This is a genomic window from Chitinophagales bacterium (genome assembly GCA_041392475.1).
Classification (GTDB): domain Bacteria; phylum Bacteroidota; class Bacteroidia; order Chitinophagales; family UBA2359; genus JAUHXA01.
Map to the genome: position 1 here is coordinate 600,396 of JAWKLZ010000002.1, position 19,546 is coordinate 619,941.

The following is a 19,546-nucleotide window of genomic DNA, read 5'->3' on the forward strand; positions in this document are numbered from 1 at the left end:
TTATTGAATAGAAGAATATGCCTCCTTAATTATGTGTTAATATGCCATTAATCCCACTTTAAGTCATCATCTTCCTCCTCATCTTCGAGCTCTACTTCTTCAACCTCCTCTTCTTCCTCAACATCATCGTCAGTCACTTCGTTGCTATCTTCTACTTTTTCGTAGCTGTTGTTGTAGTCAGAATCGTAGCTATCTGATTCACGTGTGTACTCGTCAAAATCATACTCAGGCATCAACTCTGTCTTCACATGGTCTATCGTATCTTGCAGTCCCAAGATAAACTTGTTGAAGTCTTCCTTATAGAGATGTAACTTGTGACGTTCATAACTATCATCATCATAGCGTTTTTTGCTTTCTGTGATGGTTATGTAGTAGTCATTAGACCTCGTAGTGCGAACATCAAAAAAATAAGTTCGCCTTCTTCCTGCACGAATTTTTTTGGAAAAAACTCCATCTCGATTAAATCTGTTCTCCACTTTCAACACATTTTAATTAAATAATAAAAACATCGAATAGACGTTTTTTTAAACTAATACAAAACTATATGATTATTTCATAAAAAAAAATCTTATACAGCCATTTTTTTATCTTCCAATCTTTGTTTCTCATACAAATCAAAATAATAGCCCTTAGCTGACATCAAACTCTCGTGTGTGCCTTCTTCTACAATGCGTCCATGCTCCAACACTACAATCTTGTCGAAGTTCATTAAAGAAAAAATGCGATGGGTGATGATAATAGCTGTCTTGTCATTCAAATATTCATTTAGATTACTGATAATAACATGCTCTGTGTTGGCATCTACGGCAGACAAACAATCATCAAAAATCAACAATTGTGGATCTTTGATCAAGGCTCTTGCCAACGAAATGCGCTGTTTTTGTCCTCCCGAAAGTGTTACTCCACGCTCTCCAACTAGTGTTAAAAATTTTTCGGGAAGCTCGTCGATTTCCTTCAAAATGACTGCACGTTCTACTGCTTGTCGAATTTCTTCCATACTTGCCTCCTCTTTTCCGAAAGCAATGTTGTCCCGAATTGTATCTGAAAACAGGAACACATCTTGCGGCACATAACCAATTTGCGCCCGCAAAGCACTCAAATTTAACGCCCGTACATCCACATCGTCCATCAATACTTGACCTTCGCTCACATCGTATTTTCGCACCAGTATTTCTGCAATCGTACTTTTACCCGAACCTGTACGCCCAATCAAAGCCATTTTTTCTCCAGGCTTCAATTGAAAAGATATGTTTTGCAGGGCTTTAATGCCAGTATCGGGATAGGTAAAACTCACATTGTCCAACTTCACTGCACCTTTCAATGTCAAAGCATCCTCATTTGGTGAAGTAATTTCTGGCTCTGCTTTCAAAAATTCATTGATGCGTTCTTGTGAAGCCTCCGCACGTTGTATGATGGAGGCTACCCAACCAATTGAAGTAACAGGCCAAGTCAACATATTGATGTAAATCACAAATTCTGCAATGTTTCCAGAAGTCAAATATCCATTGATAACCTGTTGTCCTCCAATGTAAATTGTAATAATAACACTCACTCCAATCAGCGTCAGCATCAAAGGAAAAAAGAGGGCTTGCACGAGTGCCAACTTCAATGATTTTTCTTTGTAGTATTCGCTCTCTTTGTCAAAAAAGGCATTCGTAACATTCTCCTGTGTATATGCCTTCAATACCCGAATACCTGAATAAGATTCTTGTGCAATGCTTGTTAGATTAGAAAGTTGTCGTTGAATCTCCTCACTTCTTCGGTTGATAATATTGTTCACATAATAAATCGAAATAGATAAAATCGGTAAGGGTATCAATGCGTAGAGCGTCAGTTCTACATTGACCTGCAACATCGTTCCAACAACAATCACAATCAACACCGTCAAATTGACACTGTACATCAGGGCAGGTCCCAAATACATTCGTACCCGATTGACATCTTCTGTAATGCGTGACATCATATCTCCTGTTCGGTGACGCTTGTAGAAAGCAGTGGTCAGTTTTTGGTAGTGTTCATAGATTTCATTGCGGAAATCATATTCTATCAACCTCGACATCACAATCATCGTCTGACGCATAAAAAACATAAAAATGCCTTTCATCACCGCCAATAACAATACTGCTAAAGCGAAAAATATCACCGCACTGCTGAATACACGGTAAAACGAAGACTGCAATTCGAAGCCATTGTACAACTGATAGTATTCAATGTTCTCTTTCACCAAATTGAAAGCATGGCGAATGACTTGCGGTGGCAATACTCCGAATACATTGGAGAGTGCCACAAACAAAATACCGAGCAGCAGTCGCCATCGGTATTTAAAAAGGTACTTGTTGAGATGTAAAAGGTTTTTCATGTATTTTTGATAGAATTCTATGTGCCGGTTAAAGTCTCTGAGAGTTATTTAATACAGTATGTAAATACAAACATCTAATTTCAATTCTGGTTTTAAAGTCTTCAAGAAAATGTATTGAATATTAAATTAGATTACCCTCACTATTCTATCTCAAATGTCGTAAAAAACGGCAAAAAAACACAGGAAAACGGAACAAAGCCCAAGAAAACACCCACTAAAAAACAAAAAAGGTGTGAATAGACCGAAAACCTATTCACACCTTTGATTCCATTAGACTAATCTATTCTATTGCTTGTGAAAACCTCTTTTTTCTTTAGCGGTACGGCCACTTACTGCAAGGTGTCATTTCCTTAACTTGCGTAGCAATTATATGAGTCTTTACTTTCATCAAAAGCTCACGTTTTTTTCTAATGCATTGATAGCCAATATATTGAAAAATGAAATTAATTTTCGCAACTACATGATAATCAAAACAATATGGCTCATCACCTCCATATTCAGCAAAAGTATCCAAACCATTATTTATTTGATAGTCCCAAAAACATCGTTCATAAAAGAACTATACTTTTCAAAATTAAGTCCACCAGATATTCCTTTTTCATCATAGGTACTAAACATCGTCCTTAATTCATTTACCGTGATACCTGTTTCTATCAGTAAACGCTTAAAATGCCTGTACCATTCTATAAAATTAATCACTCCATTTCCTTCTACATCAATCATTTGAAAAGATTTTTTTCTTCCTTCTGATGAAACGGTAGAAACAGTAAGGCTAAAAATGTCATCCATAAAAGAGTTATAATCCTCGAAAGTAATCTCAGGAGAAGAGTCCGATACATAGACTTGGAAAATCATATTCAACTGAACTTTGGTCATATTGGTTTCCTTTACCAATTTCTTGAAGTATTTGTACCATTCTAAAAAACCAATCCTCCCATCTTCATTTGTATCTATGGCATTGAATGTACTTTGTCTTTCTTGAGGTGTCATCTAATACTAATGTTTAAAACTTAAAAAATGATTGGCTAATTTTTGATGAAATATTTGGCTTTATGAGCCTTTCCCCCCAATAGACGTTTTGTGAGAATCGAATTGAAGAAAAATTTTGAAAAAAATCAACTACTTTTAAATAGTTGAAAACGCATAGAATAAAATACTGAGAAAAAAATAAATACTGGCTTTTATATGTTTTTAGTTGAAGAACTAAGATTTTTGAAGTTTTATTTTAACAAAGTACTGATTTTTAAATTTCTTATATATTTAAGATAAACTTCAAAAGTTTCTTATCCCTGAAGTCTTTGATGAACCTAAATACTAAACCCCAATCAACGCAAAACCCGCCCAATCAATCGGCTCCATTACCTCGTCTTCGATCAATTGCAACTTTGCCTTGCGGAGTGCAGTAGAATAAGAATCTCCCCCCAAAATATGACGAAACATTGCTTGCACCAACAGGCTCGTAGAATCCTGGCGAACCTTGAACAATGAATACACAATATTCTGAACACCAGCATACAAAAATGCTCTATGTAGTGCCATCATGCCTTCTCCTTGCTGCAATTTACCTACTCCACTCTCACAACTGCTCAACACCACAAAGTCAGCAGAAAGTTGGAGGTTCATAATGTCTGAAATATACAGTTTGGCTTCCTCTGAGCTAATATCATCCAATTTGTTATCAGTATATAAATTCAATCCCGACAAAGCCGAATGTTCAGTATCAGAAAAACCATGAGTAGAAAGCAAAATGTATTTGTACCCTTCAATGTGCTTCAAGAGATTCTCTTTGGAAGCCATATCATAAAAGAGAGCCATCGCCTCTTTCTCTTGTGTTTCAAAAAGTTCATAAACCGTTTTGACCTCTGTTTCGGTTTCTTCCAAATCCATCAAAGCATCTTGATTATTCTCTCCCGACTTCAAGATCAATTTGCGGTCTTTCTTTCCGTTTTTTCCACTTTTCAGCATATAACCGCAGTTTGTAAAGTCCGAATATCCAAATTTGATGGGAGCCAACCCTAGAAAATTATCCTTTGACTTATTGCTGATACTATTACTTTTCTGATGGGCATACCAAAGCAAGGTCGCCGAATAATGGTACTGAATAGCAAAGTTTTTGATAAGGTAAGGTAGTTCTGAAAAAGTTTCTATTGAAGTCTTAAATGGAGAAATCAAAGCATCAAAAGGCAACCTTTGTAAAACTCCATCAGGAATAATCAACAACTTGTTTTTACCCTTCAATTCTGCTTCAACAGGAGTCAGTAATTCTTCGTACAGTTCTCCTGCAAGCTGTCCATATTCTTCCAAGTCGCCCAAAAACATCGTTTTTTCAAAGGCTTCAATATTATGCTCTAACTTTTTGGAACGAGCAATTTTTTTGAAGGAAACGCTGCTACTGCTGATGGCAAAAATAAAAAGGGTCTCTTCGTGAAGGCTATAGTGAATCAATAATTCCTGCGATTGAAGTAAACCTTGGATTTGAGCAATAGAAGCAGTTTGATTGTGGTATTTGAGTTGGTAATAATCGGGGTAATCTTTGGCCAATTGTTCCATCAATTCGTCGTATTGCCGATGATAGCCCAAAAGTTCGGCTTGTAAGGTTTGTATCTTGGACTCTTTTGAAGCAGCACTTCCTTCTTGTGTTCTTTGTGCTTGTAGCTTTTTGTCTAATTGAGTCAACTTAAGCATCAGTCCTTGTTTTTGCTCCAACAAGGCACTTGGAATTGGAGATTTTAATTTCGCTGTTTCGTCCTTCATTGCCGAAAGCAGCAGGGCAGCTTTGGCTTTTTCGGCAGCAGAAAAGGCTGTTTCAAGCGCATTTGGGTCATTGAGTTTTTCCCAAGCAAGGTATCTTATGTTCAAACTCGCTTCATAAATATCTGCATAATAACCCTTCACAGATAATTTAGATTGATCTGTATGATAATGTACTTGTTCAACTGCTTGGCTCACTAAGTCAATACATTCCAGAGCTGCCTTTATATTTTTTACCTCCGATTTTTGCTTTAGGTAGTACTTTTGAAAAATAATCGCCTTACGGCTCAATAAAGGGATGCACAAATCATCGGTGTGTATGTCTTTCAAAGGAGGATAGTGGTACACATTTTCATCGTTAAAAGAGCTTATACAAGCCATTAATCCCTGTTGGCAGGCATTTAGAGCGAGTAGATATTCTTCCTTTTTCTCATGCATCGAAGCGGTCATGAGGTGGATTTGAGCAATTTTAGGAGGTTGATTGGCATATATTTGATGACCAAGTTCTAATCCTTTTTGCAGGTAGTATTGGGATTTTGTAAATTCTCCTGCACTGCTGTAATTAGCTCCTATTAGGGTATAAGTGTCAAATAGCTGGAGGGAATTGATTTCGCCCAAGTTTTCTAAAATTTCTACACTTTTTTGCAAGTAAGGAATGGCTTCAAAAAACTTTTTATTTCTGTAATGGTCCAATCCTATATTGGTGTAAACCATTGAAGTGTAGCGGTGCAACTCACCGACAGATTCGAGTAATTCACCCAATGCTTCTTCGTAATAATAGAGTGCTTGTTTGGAGTCTTTCGCATGAGAATAACTCGTTCCTATGGCACTGTAAAGTATAGGACGCCATAAGGGAGCAGTTTCTTTCAAGCCTTCAAATATTTGCGCTGCCTTTTGAAGATAGAGAACAGATTTCCAGAAATCCCTTACTCTACTATAACAACGTCCTATGGCATAGTGTAATATGGCGTATTCCTCTGAATCCGTATGTTCTGTAGTGTTGTATAAGTCCAATGTTTCGAGAAGGTCTTCTAATGCCGAGCGGTATTCTCCCAATCGCTCCCCAATCAAGCCTCTCAATAGGCGAGAAGCCAAAGTCGCTTCTGCGGCTGCGCCCAACAATTCTATCTGAATGTCATAAGCCTCTTGATTGCAAGTAATGGCTTTTTGATACGCATCTTTGTTGAGATAACCATCGCTCATTAAGTGCAAAATCCTTGCCCGAAGCACATCTTTATCTTTCCCTTCTTCAAGTAAAGCGGTATTTGCTTCTTCTAACAAAACCAATGCTTCTTTGTGTTTTTCTTGCTTATTAAGTGCCTCTACTTTTTGGAAATAGGCTTTTGCTAAAAAATAATTAGGGGACTTTGCATTGGACTTATTATTAATTAGAGCCTTCATATTTGAGTTAATATTTAGAAAACCAATATAACTACTTTTTATTTTTCTTCAAAAAATTTTGATTTTGGTAAAATTAGCAAAAAAATCTTCCAAGAGTCAAAACCATTGAAGGTTATTGCCCTTGATCAGAATAGCAGTTTTTTTTGCTAGAAAAATGGATAATTTTTTTCACTTCTATGGAAGATTGTTCCAATAGACGTTTGAAGTGATAGGATTAAAAAAAAATGATTACATTACCTTTGCATTATAGTTTCACTTATGTTTCAAAATTTTTCCCAAATAAAAACACATAAGTAATTGAAAATAATCACATAAAACTTGCAAAGCTATTTTGCCGTTCATAAACTACGCAGTTCTTCAATGATTCACAAAAAACAGAGTGTAAACACCACCATGGAAAGCATTGATACATTCTTGCAACAACAGTATCCATTGATAAAGAAGGTGTTTCTCCAGTATTGTCGGGAACAAAAAGTACATTTAGAGGAATCTTCTAAAAAACGACTGTTCCAAAAATTACTTCAAGACCTACGAAAAAATTGGTCGGCAGAAGTAGAAAAGCTAGAGATGGCAGTGCCACAAGTCGCTGTGCTGATAGAAATGACCCGCCTACATTGCCAGAAATTGCTCCAAGACAACAATACAGTTGATTTAGAACTTCTTCGCATTCAGCCAATAGAATTGGTGGTGAAGTACCAAAACTTAATTCGTCACATTGTTCATAAACAAGCTGCTCAAAGTAATAAGTGGGATAAGGGTATAGAAGAAGACCTGATTGCAAACATACGAGAAGCGTTGGTGAAAAAAATTGCCAGTGGAAAATTAGCTACTCAATTCAAAGAAAATGCTTCTTTCAGCACTTATTTGTATCGGGTTATTTACCACAGCATGATAGACGAATTGAGAAAACTTCAGAAGCACACTTCCCAATCATTAATGGAAGAGGTTGAGATAACATCGCAAAAAGAAATTGCCCGTATCTCTAACAATGAAGTGTATTCAGAGTTGGTTGATCAGCATCTTAGATGGTTGAAAGTGATGATAAAAGGACTTCCCATTCAAAAACAAGGACGTTTTGAATTTTCATTGAAGGTAGTCTACCGAATGTTATTGAAAGCAAATGATGTAAGAGAGAATTATGCCCATTGTAGTGATGCTCTATTGGTTGAAATTTTATCTTGTTTTGGTATCATTTACTCCAACTTACCCGAATCCAAACTCTATCAATTGTTGGGGGAATTTATTACCGCATTAGAAAACAAATCCAAACCTATTTTAGCTGATGCCATTAGAATTTGGGTCCAGTCCAGAATTACTCAAATCAAAAAAACACTATTTAGCCAATTAACAAGCAAAGAAAAAGCATCTTTGGATGCCTATTTTGAATGGTTGGTCTATAAATTGTATCAAAAAAACTAATCTTTTTTCTTCAATTTCATCGTGCGAAAACGTCTATTATTTACAACACATCCAACTATATGAATTATTTCAACAACATTTTTGACAAAAAAGGAGTATTAACTATGGAGAGCCATATTTTGTATGCCTACGCAATGCACTTGTCCAAAGTGGACGAATTACCCTCTGAATTAATAGAGCATTTTTGGAGCAATGAAGAAAGTCGTAAGCAAATAATAGAATTGTACGAATTGTACGATGCCGAAATGATTGCAGCACATCCACATCCTTACTTTTCAGCAAATTCACCACAGAAAGTTGTAGATTTTGACTGGGAAAATTTAGAGGGAGCTTTGGAGGCTATCCTCAGGGGTGTTTTGGAAAAACAAAGCCCCGTGAATGGAGCATTGGAGCGCAGAATGGCTGCGAGTTACAAGGCTGCTGCTATGGTAGCTTTTGAAGTATTGACTCCAAAAAAAGATGCGGTGTATATTCAAAACATTCATTTTACTTTTAGCCAAGCAATTCCACAAAACAGCGAGCTTCACCTAAAAAATACGCAAGGAAAAACAGTTGGACGATTTGAAGTAATCAAAGACAGCGACCAATATGAGGTAGCGGTTAGGGATTCCAAACAATTTCCAAGTGGATTGTATTACTGGACACTTCTGATAGGCACTCAACCTATTACCAATCGTCTGTACATCTGTACGGAAGAAGATGCTCGTAAAATTATTCGAGAATCCTAAAAGTGCTTCTCCAAAATAATCCGATGCTGCTCCAAAGTATCTCTTGGATCAAAATCTACGATTTTGAAACCTCTATTGATTCCACACATCAACATACCCTTGTGTTGGTTGCGAGTTTTGAAACGAACAGACTTATAGCCCTTCAACAATGCCCATTGTTCTTGACGAGCAGACAATAGGTTCGCTACTCCTTTTCGGCGATACGCAGGCAATACACCTCCCATCCAACTATAAAAAGACCCATCTGATTCACGCTCATAACCCACTTTGAAGCCAACTATCTCGCCTTCTATTTCGGCAATGAGGATCAAATGTGGCGCACTTTCGAGGCGTTTCACATATTCGGCAGTCATATAGGTTTGACCAAATTCAGGAATTTGATGGGTTACCTTTGTGGCTTCGAGGATAGAGCCTTTTCTAATGATTATTTCAGGTTTTGACATGGCTTATTTTTTTGAAGGAGCAAAGATAAAGCTTTGAATCTAAAATCTTTTGCCTTATTTTGTTTCAAACAAAATGCCCATGCCCTCTATTTGCTTCTATTTTCGACTACAATTTATTGGTAATCTTGCCTTTTGCTTACTTTTATTGACTGCCTGCAATAGCGGACAGACTTCAAAACCTACTGCACAAAAGCCTCCAAAGTCGGACAAACTGCAATGGACTGCTCAAAAATCGGTCACAAATTCCAGTTTGCGGGGATTGTATGTGGTCAGCGATGAGGTCGTGTGGGCAAGTGGTAGCAACGGCACTTTTCTGCGAACCGTGGACGGCGGCACAACTTGGCGCACCCATATCATTGAAGGGGCAGACAGCTTGGACTTTAGAGATATTCACGCTTTTGATGAAAATAGAGCTGTGGTCTTGAGTTCAGGGTATCATGCCTACATTTACCAAACAACCGATGGCGGCACTACTTGGCAACAAACCTACTTCAATGAGCAAGAAGGGATGTTTTTGGATGGTTTCGATTTTGCCGACGAACAAGAAGGAATGGCTTTTGGCGACCCCATTGAAGGGAAGTTGTTCCTTATCAAAACAACCGATGGCGGCACAACTTGGCAGCCGATTGACACCACACATTTACCCACGGTCTTAGCAGGAGAAGCGGGCTATGCGGCAAGCGGAACGGGCATCATTTTTCGGAACAAAAAAGTTTGGATTGCAACAGGTGGCGGTGAACGGGCAAGAATTTTTTATTCGCCAAATTCGGGCGAAAATTGGGAGGTTTTTGACACACCTATCATCAGTGCAGAAGGAAAGGGGATTTTTTCGATGGTGATGTCGGATGCCCAAAATGGGGTAGTCGTTGGCGGGGCATACATGGATTCAACCAACACCGTCCGCAACTGTGCGCTCACAGCTGATGGCGGCAAAACTTGGGAGTTGGTAGCTACAAATCAGCCGAATGGCTACCGTTCTTGTGTAGCGAGTCATGCGACCGAACAATTTTTGATTGCCGTAGGGCGCACAGGTTCAGACTTTTCTGTGGATGGCGGCAAATCATGGACTGCCATCGGAACGGAAGGATATTTCAGTTGTGGCATGGCCTCAAAAACGGCTTGGGCAGTAGGGCGAGGCGGAAAAATGGCGAGAATGGAACTGGGGAATAAATAAAAATGAAAATGAAAATGAAAATAAAAAAATAGCTTGACTCTCAGTATATCAGAAATTCAAAGTGTTCAACTTATTTTATTGGCGTTTCCATAAATAATTTTTGCAGTCGTTTGAACTTTTTTTTGGGTTCTTTGGTTGTCTAAAGTACGGTACAAGCAGGTGTTTTTTTACGAAGACAAAAAAAAACGCCAATCTATTGCATAAAATAGACAATGTTTGTAAATTTGCATCGCTTTACAAAAAAGCTGGTTATTGGCTTATGGTGTAACTGGCAACACGTCTGGTTTTGGTCCAGAAGAGTCTAGGTTCGAGCCCTAGTAAGCCAACAAATTCAAAAAGCGGCATTGATTTCAAAATCAATGCCGCTTTTTTTATGTGTGTAGGTTAGTTTTTATTACTGAGCAACCTCAAAATCTTTAGTCAGTAAAAACTGAAGTCTTGCGCTTTTTTCCGACAAATCGGAATGTTCCATTGGCAAAACGTAATTTAAAAAAATACTTCAATCAATTGGGCCACAATATATTTTGAACATTTGGATTGCCCTTATTTCTTGTAGTGGAAAAAGTACTAAAATCCGTTAAGAACAAAAAAGTGTTTGAGCGCAAGCGAGTTTTTTTTGTTTAGGATTTTAGTACTTTTGGAGCGTAAAGCAAGAAATTCAGGCTTGACTTTTTGGTTCTTTTGCGTCAAGGCAAAAGAACAGCTAAAAGACCTGTGTTATATTTCAGTAGGGTACTGGCTCTGCCAGATTAGGAATAAACTTCAAAATTTTATTGGCAATCCTTATCAGGCAAAATATTCATCCAAATACTTCATTAAGGCATCGATAATTGTGTTCTTTTCTAATTTGTAGTTAGCATTGCTGATAAGGTCACTGCGTTTTTTCGTTTCATTGTATTTTTGATTGGCAGACAACAAAATCAATCCATTGTACAAATCCTTTTGTTCGGTTGGATTGACCATTTCCATCAGTACCTTAATCGCTTTGCTGATTTTATCATTGGCAATCAAGTCTTGAATAAAATCCCTATCAGGCATCTCTTCTGGTCCCATCCCATGTTTTCCCGCAATAAACCACAAATCGGATATTTGGAATTTGCAGTTACCATGTCGAAATACTGGAATTTGGTCACTTTGATTTTCCTTCACCACTTCAATCGGTACAAAATTTTCCCCATCCACCGATATTTCCGTGTTTTTGTTGATTTTTTTATTGTCCACAAACCACTGGTAAATCTCTATCATTGTCTGTTGAAAGTGTGGGCCTTGTGTGGTCGAAAGGGTGATTTTTCGGTCAGTGTAGTTGCATTGGGCAAAAATGAGAATGTTGTTTTTGGCGAATATCAACCCATTTTTCCAATACAGATAACTCACATTGTGAGGACCAAAATGGGCAATGAACTGCAAAAAATGGCTTTTGGGTAAAAAATTAGGAAAACGCAAACTGAAAGTATGTGTGGGAGGCACATAAAACGCCATTTCCATCTTATCAGGATCGGGACACTGCGTAGGTAGGTACTGTGGCGCAATGAAGCATTTTTTTTGCTTGCGGGTGATTTCAAAAATCAACTGAAACTGCTTCATCAATACCACCCAAGCCTCAGCAGACAAACCACTGTTTTGGGTCACTTGTGCTACATGCTCAAAGCCAAACTCCCCTGGATTTTCTTTTTTGTCAATGAGTTCTTTGTCGAGAATCTGGTAAATCATATCCGTCACCCATTGCGGGCGTATGAACACATAGTCTTTGAGCAGTTTGGGGCAGTTGGTTTGGTAGCGGTAACAAATCAAAGCGCCCGTATCGTGTAGAAACTCGGTCAAGGTTTGGATTTGTGCCTTGTCTAACATCAGGTTTTCCTTGTCCTGTGTCGTATCGTTGGCTCGACAAAAAGCCGCATAGTCGTCAAAGGTGAGAAAATGTCCCTCATGGTTTCGGAGGGCTTGTCGGATGTGGTCATAGACTTCGGGGAAAGTCTTTCCCAAGTAGCTCAAGCGGTGCAGTTGTGAAATGATGGCCTCCTCCAGTTCTTCTACATCGAACTCATAACGTTTGATGCTGCGTTTGTCATTTTCCTTACGCAAAGCGACCGAAAACTGCAACTTTTCTTCGTTCGTAGAGGCTTGTTTGTCGGCTTTGTTTTGGATTTCGAGAATACCATATTTGGGTTTTGCCTCCTCGTTCTCTTTTTTATCCACATCTTCCACCGTATTTGTGTAATACTGAATGTTGTGTCGCCAATAGCTGCGGGGATAGAGGCTCTTAGAAGGGTCGAGGTTTTCTTCTTGTCGGTCGGTGTCTTGGTTCCACACCAAGAGGTACAAGACATTGCTGTTCAGAAACAAACGGTGGGTAGCATGGTAGTATTCCTGTCCGCCAAAATCCCAAAGTTTCAATACCACGTTTTCGGGAAGTTGGAGTGGCGTATTAGAGTTTTGGGCTTTGGCTTCTGCCAAAGAAGCGGTCATTCTATTCTTCAATGCTTGTGGCAATCGCTCGAATGGAATGGTCCAATCCTCGATTTTGATGCCGTGGGTGCGGTCGAAATTTTTGAAAACTCCTTTCCGCAATTGGTGGGAAAGGGTGGTTTTGCCTGCCTCTCCATTGCCAAACCAAACGACCTTCGCCTCGTTGTTGATGATGACACCCGATTGTGCTGCCTGCAAGTAGGCCTGTACCGACTGCCAACAATTTCCATCCTTGTCCCAATTTTCTTTGGTAATACTGGACTTTGAAAGGTCGTTTCCCTTCAAAAACAGCGACTGCATATTGTCCAGTCCCGATAGGTTCTTCAACTCGAACTCCTCCAATTGGTTTTCATCGAGCCGCAAATGCTCCAATTGTGCAAAGCCATCAGGAAGTTTGAATGCCTGCAATTGGTTTTTGCCCAAATGCAAAACCTCCAAATCGGGCAGGTCGCCATCAAAGGTGATTTTTTGGATCTTGCTGTCGTAGAGGTAGAGGTACTTCAAGTGCGGCAAATCCTTGGGAACGACCAAATGTTCGATGGTAGATTGGTTGTAGCTAAGGTCGACATATTGAAGTGCTTGGCTGCGAACCGTTTCCCATATTGCAGGGAGGTCTTTGTCGGTGAGGTTTTTTTGGTTTCGGTACAGTTGTTTTTCAGAAGGGATGATTTGCATAAGAATGGCTGTTTGAAGTTTTAATCCCTAAAAATATATTTTTTTCTTCAATCATAGCACACTTTCTACGGATAAAATGTTTTTTTTTGTAGCTTCAAGTCCAAAAACAGCCGAAATGTCCAAAAATACCACTGCAAATATCCAAATCATCGAACTTCAAAAACCCACTGGCGAAACCTTCTCCTTTGAAATGGTCGAAGTGCAAGGGGGAATGTATAAAAGGGGCAGCACAAAAAATAAGGATGAACAACCTGTACGTGAAGTAAGTGTTCCGACCTTTTGGATAGGCAAATTCCCTGTGATTCAATCGCTGTATGAATTTGTGATGGATAAAAATCCTTCTTGGTTCAAAGGCAAAAACCGCCCTGTGGAAAGGGTGACTTGGGAGGACTGCAAAATTTTTATTGAGGCATTGAACAAACTGAGCGGTAAAAACTTTCGGCTGCCGAGTGAGGCGGAATGGGAGTACGCAGCCCGTGGAGGGATTCATTGGGAAGACAACTATGAATATGCGGGAGGGAATGAAAATGAACTCAAGAAAGTAGCTTGGTATGGTGAGAATAGTCACCGAGAAACGAAGCCTGTTGGCTTGAAGCAGCCGAATCAATTGGGCTTGTACGATATGAGTGGGAATGTGTGGGAATATTGTGAAGACCATTGGCATGGTAATTATGACGATGCACCCGATGATGGGAGCGCTTGGGTAGAAAAATCGGATGATGATGAGCGTGTGGTTCGTGGCGGTTCGTGGCCCGACCTTTCCGACCTTTGCCGTGTCGCTTTTCGCCTCAGCTACTACCTGTTCGGCGACGACAGCATTATCGGCTTGCGTCTTGCGTTGCCACAGTTCTAAAGGCAGCCCCTCTTGGCTTCTTCTATTTTTGAGCTGATTCCCTTTTCGAGCGTTGCTTGTGAGCATTGGCAAGCGCTAGCAGCCAATAGCGAGCAAAGCAAAAGCATCGGAAAGGGTGTTTTGTCGAGTGCGGCAGACTTCCTCGCTCTGCGAGGAAAATTTTTTTAGCTCCATCCATACTACTCTTAGCCCATGAATTAATTCATGGGCTAAGAATGGGGGCTACGCAATCTCTCTAAGAATAAACTTTGTCAACGGTCGGAGACCTTGGCAACAGTTAAAGCCTAAAACTTTGCCAATGGGACATGCCGAAAAAGTCGGTACAATTTCCAATTTTGGCAACAGTAGAGCGGCAAATTTTCCCTATCTTCCCCCTACCAAAAACAAACACCTACTTCAATATGAAAACCACCGTCAAAATACTCACCGTCCTACTCGTCCTATTGGGCATCAGCGGAGCATCCGCCTATTATTACATACAGCCCACTTATTCAGGCACAATCCCCCTGAAGAACCTACAAGAAGAAGTTGAAGTCATTTACGACCAACACGGCGTACCGCACATTTACGCTCAAAACGAAGCAGATGCCTACCGAGCATTGGGTTATGCACACGCCAAAGACCGACTCTTTCAGATGGAATTGATGCGGCGAGCAGCCACAGGGCGACTATCCGAAATGTTTGGAAAAGTGACCATTGAAGCCGACCGAATGTTTCGCACTTTGGGCTTGGCGGAGAAGGCAACCGAATGGGTAGCAGCGCATTTTGACGGCAGCAATCAAGCCTATCAAACCGCAACTTTGGCGTATTTGGATGGGGTGAATCAGTATCTTTTTGAAGGACAACTGCCACCCGAATTTCACCTATTGCAGCTTCCCAAAGACTCTTTCACCCTCGAAAACGTCTATCACGTATCGGGTTACATGGCGTTTGGGTTTGCACAAGCGCAGAAAGTCGACCCTATTGTGACCAAAATCAAAAACGAATTGGGCGACGAATACCTCAAAGATTGGATATTGGATTGGAATCCCAAAGACCAAACGATCCCTGTCCACATCCCCAATTCAGAAGCCAATACGGATTCTATACAAACCTCAGCTTTCCATGCTTCTCCAAAAAATACCGCTACTTCCATCGCCCATTCGGTTTATGAAATCTTGGAAAACCTACCCGTTGCGCCCTTCATCGGCAGCAATGCCTGGGTCGTGTCGGGCAGCAAAACCGCATCGGGCAAGGTGATTTTGGCAAACGACACACACATCCGCAACTCGATGCCTGCGACTTGGTTTGAAGCCCACATTGAAGTTCCCAATTTCAGTTTGTACGGCACGCACCTCGCTTGTTCGCCCTTCGCTTTGGTGGGACACAACCGAAAAGTAGCTTGGGGTTTGACCATGTTTGAGAACGACGACATTGATTTTTACCGAGAAAAAGTCAATCCCGACAATCCGAATCAAGTGTGGTTCAAAGACCATTGGGAAGATTTGACGGTGCGGCAGGAAGTCATCAAAGTGAAAGACGGTGAGGACATTAGCTTTGAAGTGCGGACTTCTCGGCATGGACCGATTGTAAACGATGCGCTCGACAATGTGGGGAACAAAGAGAAAGAACCGATTGCGATGTGGTGGTTGTTCAACCAAATCAGCACCAACATATTGGAGGCAGGGTATCAGATGAATCACAGTCAAAATATGGAAGCATTTGAAAAAGGCGTGGCAATGATTGAAGCTCCAGGGCTGAATGTGATGTATGGCGATGAGGCGGGAAACATTGCATGGTGGGCGGCTGCAAAATTGCCGAAACGACCCGACCATGTTCACCCCAAAATGATTTTGAATGGCGCAAGTGGTGAAGATGAAATTTTGGGCTACTACGATTTTGAAGACAATCCGCACAGTATCAATCCCCCTTCGGGTTTTGTGTATTCTGCCAACAATCAACCAGATAGCGTCAAGGGAGAATTGTATGCAGGCTATTATGTGCCAGAGGATCGTGCCAAACGCATTGTAGAACTGCTCCGAAAAGACGACAAATGGACTGTCGAAAAAATACAAGCCATGCAAAATGATGTCACTTCAACGGTGGATGTGCAAAATGTGCAAATACTTTTGGATGTGATTGCAGATCAGCCTGTTGCTTCAAAGTCGGACTTGCACGAACAGGTCATGGATACAGTTAGTTCTTGGGATGGAAATCATTCGGTGGAAGCAGTTGCACCTACGATTTACTACAAATGGTTGATTTATACCTTGAAGGCAGCCTTTGAAGACGAGTTGGGGCAGAAAGATTATCGGGTCATTGCCAATACTTTTTTGATGCGCCGAACGGTTCCGCCTTTCCTTCAAAATGATTCTTCGATTTGGTGGAACAATGTGGCAACAAAAGAACTCATCGAAGACCGAAAAACGATTGTTGCCAATGCTTTTGACAAAACCGTGCAGGATTTAGAAGCGCAGTTGGGCGGCAATGTGGCGGAATGGAAATGGGGTAAAGTCCACACAATCAGCTACGAACATCCTTTGGGGGCTGTGAAACCGCTCGACAACCTCTTCAATCGAGGCCCTTTCCCCGTCATGGGCGGTAATGAAACCATCAACAATATGCAGTATGTCTTGATGGAAAATGGCAAATACAAGGTTTTGGGTTTGCCTGCGCTTCGGTTCATCAAGGATTTTGCGGATGGTGGTAAAACCTTCAATATCAATCCAAGTGGTCAATCGGGTAATCCAATGAGTCCGTTTTATGCCGACCAGATTGAGCTATATATTGCAGGAAAATATCGAACAGTGTTGATGGAGAAAGGGGAAATTGAAGGAGAAGAGAGTGGGCGGTTGGTTTTGAAAATTGCTCAATAGCGGCGGGTTTCAAAACCCACCGCTATTGAGCAATTTAATCGCTTCTTTAAAATTAACATTTTAAGGTCTATTACCCATTCCGAAATTTGCTTGTTAGTATATTTTGTAATAATTTAGCAAAAAAATATAGTTTATTGCTCAAAATTACGCTATAATGCAACCAACAATCAACACTGTTATTCTTTTCACCAACAATATGATTCGCCTCCATCAATTCTATCAACAAGGTTTAGAACTTGGTGAAGCTACCTACAAAAAACGAAATCACATTGGTTATCAGCTCGAAAACCACTATTTTGGCTTCGATGAAGTCTCCGAAAAGATTGTGCCAACTACTTCAATAACCGTTTGGTTCAAGGTATTGGACATTTACGACACCTTCGACAAATTGGTGACGATGGGCGCAAGGGAAAAAATGAAACCCACTAAAAAACAGTGGGGGGCGGTCATTGCAGCCGTGTATGATTTGGACGGCAATGTGTTGGGATTGGAACAGGGGTAAAGTCTCAAATTCAAAACACAAATTCAACCTCAATTTTCAAATACATGAATTACTTACCTTGCCTCATACTACTATTGAGCCTTCAACTGTCCTTATCTGGGCAGCAAAACACAGCACTACCCCAACCCGAACTCGCACTTAAAATCGCACCTTTGCCGCTCATTGATATATTCGGTGGCAATGCGGGCATTGTATCTTTGGAGGTGGGGGGAATGGGTAGAACGGCTATTTCATTAGAAATGGGTTTGTTGTATCATTCGATTGGTTATGGACTGCAAAACAATCGAGGTTGGATATTGGGCATTGAATGGCGGCAATATTTCAAAAAACAGGCGCATCGCTACATTGCAGTGAGTTGTCGCTACAAAAGTCAACAATACGAATTTACAGAAACCATAGACATTCCCAACGTTCCGACCTATGAAAAAGACAATGCATACACCAAGCAAATCAGTACGCTTTCGGTTTTGTATGGTTGGCAAAAAGTGAAAGTCGACAAGCGTTTTTTTGTGGATGCTTATGCAGGTTTGGGTATCAAATACAAAGACACAATGAGCTTGGAATTGACCAAAATGGAGGAATCGAACCGAGACAATGGCGACTCACAGGTTTTGTCTTTGCTCAATTCGACGGGCAAACACCTAATTCCGAATCCTGCTTTGGGTTTTAGGCTCGGTTATCTATTGAAGTAAGGTGGTTGGCAAAAAATAGCTTGCTTAGTTGATAAGTAGGAAGACAGATTAAAGAAGCGAGAAGTCAGACTTCAATACTTTGATTACAAAAGAGTTGAAGGTTCTTTTCTGTAAAACTATTTTTGTCCCGCTGCTTATGTAAATTGAGAGAATACAAAAGTTTTCAAAACTTTTGTATTCTGAGTGAAAAAACTTTTGTATTCCGTGCGAAATCCTAAAATGCCCCTATTAATTGAATGACATTGAAGCAAAGACTTCTTCCATCTTTGTAAATTCTCACCTCGCTTAGTTATCTTGCAGACTGCAATCTTGCTCTTTCTTGAACAAACATCTTTAGTATAAATGTTTGTTCTAACCACAATAGAATGAAATACATAGGAATATTTCTTTTGCTGCTATTTGTCAATCATAGTTGCTTTTCACAAACTACTATAAATCAGACAAATCGAAAAGGTGATTTTTATTTCTATTGGGGATGGAATTGGGATTGGTATGGCAAATCCGATATTGCATTCAAGGGAGATGACCACGATTTTGTGTTAACAAAAGTAGTGGCCAAAGATCGCCAAAGTCAGTTTAAGTTGGGTTACTTCAATCCTTCAACGGCTACGATTCCTCAATACAATTTTAGAATAGGCTACTTTATCACCGATAAATACAGCATTACATTTGGAATAGACCATATGAAATATGTGGTACAAGCCAATCAAACTGTCAAAATAAATGGCAATATCCACGATACGGGAAAGGGATATGATGGGAATTATAACAACGAAGAAATACTCATTAGTCTTGATTTTCTGAAATTTGAACATACAGATGGATTGAACTATATCAATACCGAATTGAGACGAATAGACCAAATTTTTGAAGCGAAGGACATTCGTATAGGGTTTGTCAGAGGTTTGGGAATGGGCGTTTTATTGCCTAAAACAAATGTAACTCTCTGGAATAGTGAACGATACGATGAGTTTCATTTGGCGGGTTATGGCTTCAGTGCTTTGGCGGGAGTGAATGTGGCTTTTGGGCGTACTTTCTTTGTTCAGTCAGAATTGAAGGGAGGATACATTAACTTACCGGACATTAGAACAACGAGTTCGGAATTAGATGAGGCGCATCAGCATTTCTTTTTTTCGCAGTTGAATATTGTATTTGGAGCGACTTTGAGTAGTAAGAAAAATAGGTGATGAAAATTGAAGCCACTTTTGGCAAATCGCTGATAGAAAAA

General features: G+C 40.0%; 14 protein-coding genes and 1 tRNA gene. 9 read left to right on the forward strand and 6 right to left on the reverse strand.

Annotated elements, in window-relative coordinates:
* Positions 1-47 precede the first annotated feature (47 nt).
* From R3E32_15855 to R3E32_15870, 4 genes are all read right to left on the reverse strand, one after another.
* Positions 48-476, reverse strand: a complete 429-nt coding sequence (locus R3E32_15855) for a DUF3276 family protein (protein MEZ4886210.1) — start codon at positions 474-476, stop codon at positions 48-50.
* A 92-nt stretch (positions 477-568) separates the two neighbouring features.
* Positions 569-2,359, reverse strand: a complete 1,791-nt coding sequence (locus R3E32_15860; protein ID MEZ4886211.1) for an ABC transporter ATP-binding protein — start codon at positions 2,357-2,359, stop codon at positions 569-571.
* A 522-nt stretch (positions 2,360-2,881) separates the two neighbouring features.
* Positions 2,882-3,349 (reverse strand): hypothetical protein, encoded by a 468-nt coding sequence (locus R3E32_15865; GenBank protein MEZ4886212.1) that lies wholly within the window; start codon positions 3,347-3,349, stop codon positions 2,882-2,884.
* A gap of 324 nt (positions 3,350-3,673) precedes the next feature.
* Entirely contained in the window at positions 3,674-6,511 is a 2,838-nt protein-coding gene (locus R3E32_15870) for a CHAT domain-containing tetratricopeptide repeat protein (protein ID MEZ4886213.1), read from the reverse strand.
* Between the two features lie 318 nt (positions 6,512-6,829).
* Between R3E32_15870 and R3E32_15875 the strand changes: the two genes are divergently transcribed.
* Entirely contained in the window at positions 6,830-7,930 is a 1,101-nt protein-coding gene (locus R3E32_15875; GenBank protein ID MEZ4886214.1) for a hypothetical protein, read from the forward strand.
* A gap of 59 nt (positions 7,931-7,989) precedes the next feature.
* Positions 7,990-8,658, forward strand: coding sequence for a hypothetical protein (locus tag R3E32_15880; GenBank protein MEZ4886215.1), 669 nt, complete (start codon positions 7,990-7,992; stop codon positions 8,656-8,658).
* On the opposite strand, the gene R3E32_15885 is transcribed toward R3E32_15880, so the two are convergent.
* A complete protein-coding gene (locus R3E32_15885) occupies positions 8,655-9,101 on the reverse strand; it encodes a GNAT family N-acetyltransferase (protein ID MEZ4886216.1) in 447 nt (148 codons plus the stop codon). The genes R3E32_15880 and R3E32_15885 overlap by 4 nt on opposite strands.
* 79 nt (positions 9,102-9,180) lie before the next feature.
* Between R3E32_15885 and R3E32_15890 the strand changes: the two genes are divergently transcribed.
* Complete coding sequence (locus R3E32_15890; protein MEZ4886217.1) at positions 9,181-10,275, forward strand: YCF48-related protein; 1,095 nt, start codon at positions 9,181-9,183, stop codon at positions 10,273-10,275.
* A gap of 253 nt (positions 10,276-10,528) precedes the next feature.
* Positions 10,529-10,601 (forward strand) — tRNA-Gln (locus tag R3E32_15895).
* Between the two features lie 460 nt (positions 10,602-11,061).
* Here the strand turns inward: R3E32_15895 and R3E32_15900 are convergent.
* On the reverse strand, positions 11,062-13,416 hold the full coding sequence (locus R3E32_15900) for a COR domain-containing protein (GenBank protein MEZ4886218.1): 2,355 nt from the start codon (positions 13,414-13,416) through the stop codon (positions 11,062-11,064).
* A gap of 115 nt (positions 13,417-13,531) precedes the next feature.
* Here R3E32_15900 and R3E32_15905 point away from each other — a divergent pair, with 115 nt between their 5' ends.
* From R3E32_15905 to R3E32_15925, 5 genes are all read left to right on the forward strand, one after another.
* Positions 13,532-14,269, forward strand: a complete 738-nt coding sequence (locus tag R3E32_15905; protein MEZ4886219.1) for a formylglycine-generating enzyme family protein — start codon at positions 13,532-13,534, stop codon at positions 14,267-14,269.
* Positions 14,270-14,574: 305 nt separating this feature from the next.
* Positions 14,575-17,124 (forward strand): penicillin acylase family protein, encoded by a 2,550-nt coding sequence (locus tag R3E32_15910; protein MEZ4886220.1) that lies wholly within the window; start codon positions 14,575-14,577, stop codon positions 17,122-17,124.
* 154 nt (positions 17,125-17,278) lie between these two features.
* On the forward strand, positions 17,279-17,626 hold the full coding sequence (locus R3E32_15915; GenBank protein ID MEZ4886221.1) for a hypothetical protein: 348 nt from the start codon (positions 17,279-17,281) through the stop codon (positions 17,624-17,626).
* A 44-nt stretch (positions 17,627-17,670) separates the two neighbouring features.
* Positions 17,671-18,318 (forward strand): hypothetical protein, encoded by a 648-nt coding sequence (locus tag R3E32_15920; GenBank protein ID MEZ4886222.1) that lies wholly within the window; start codon positions 17,671-17,673, stop codon positions 18,316-18,318.
* A 365-nt stretch (positions 18,319-18,683) separates the two neighbouring features.
* Positions 18,684-19,505 (forward strand): hypothetical protein, encoded by an 822-nt coding sequence (locus R3E32_15925; protein ID MEZ4886223.1) that lies wholly within the window; start codon positions 18,684-18,686, stop codon positions 19,503-19,505.
* Positions 19,506-19,546 lie beyond the last annotated feature (41 nt).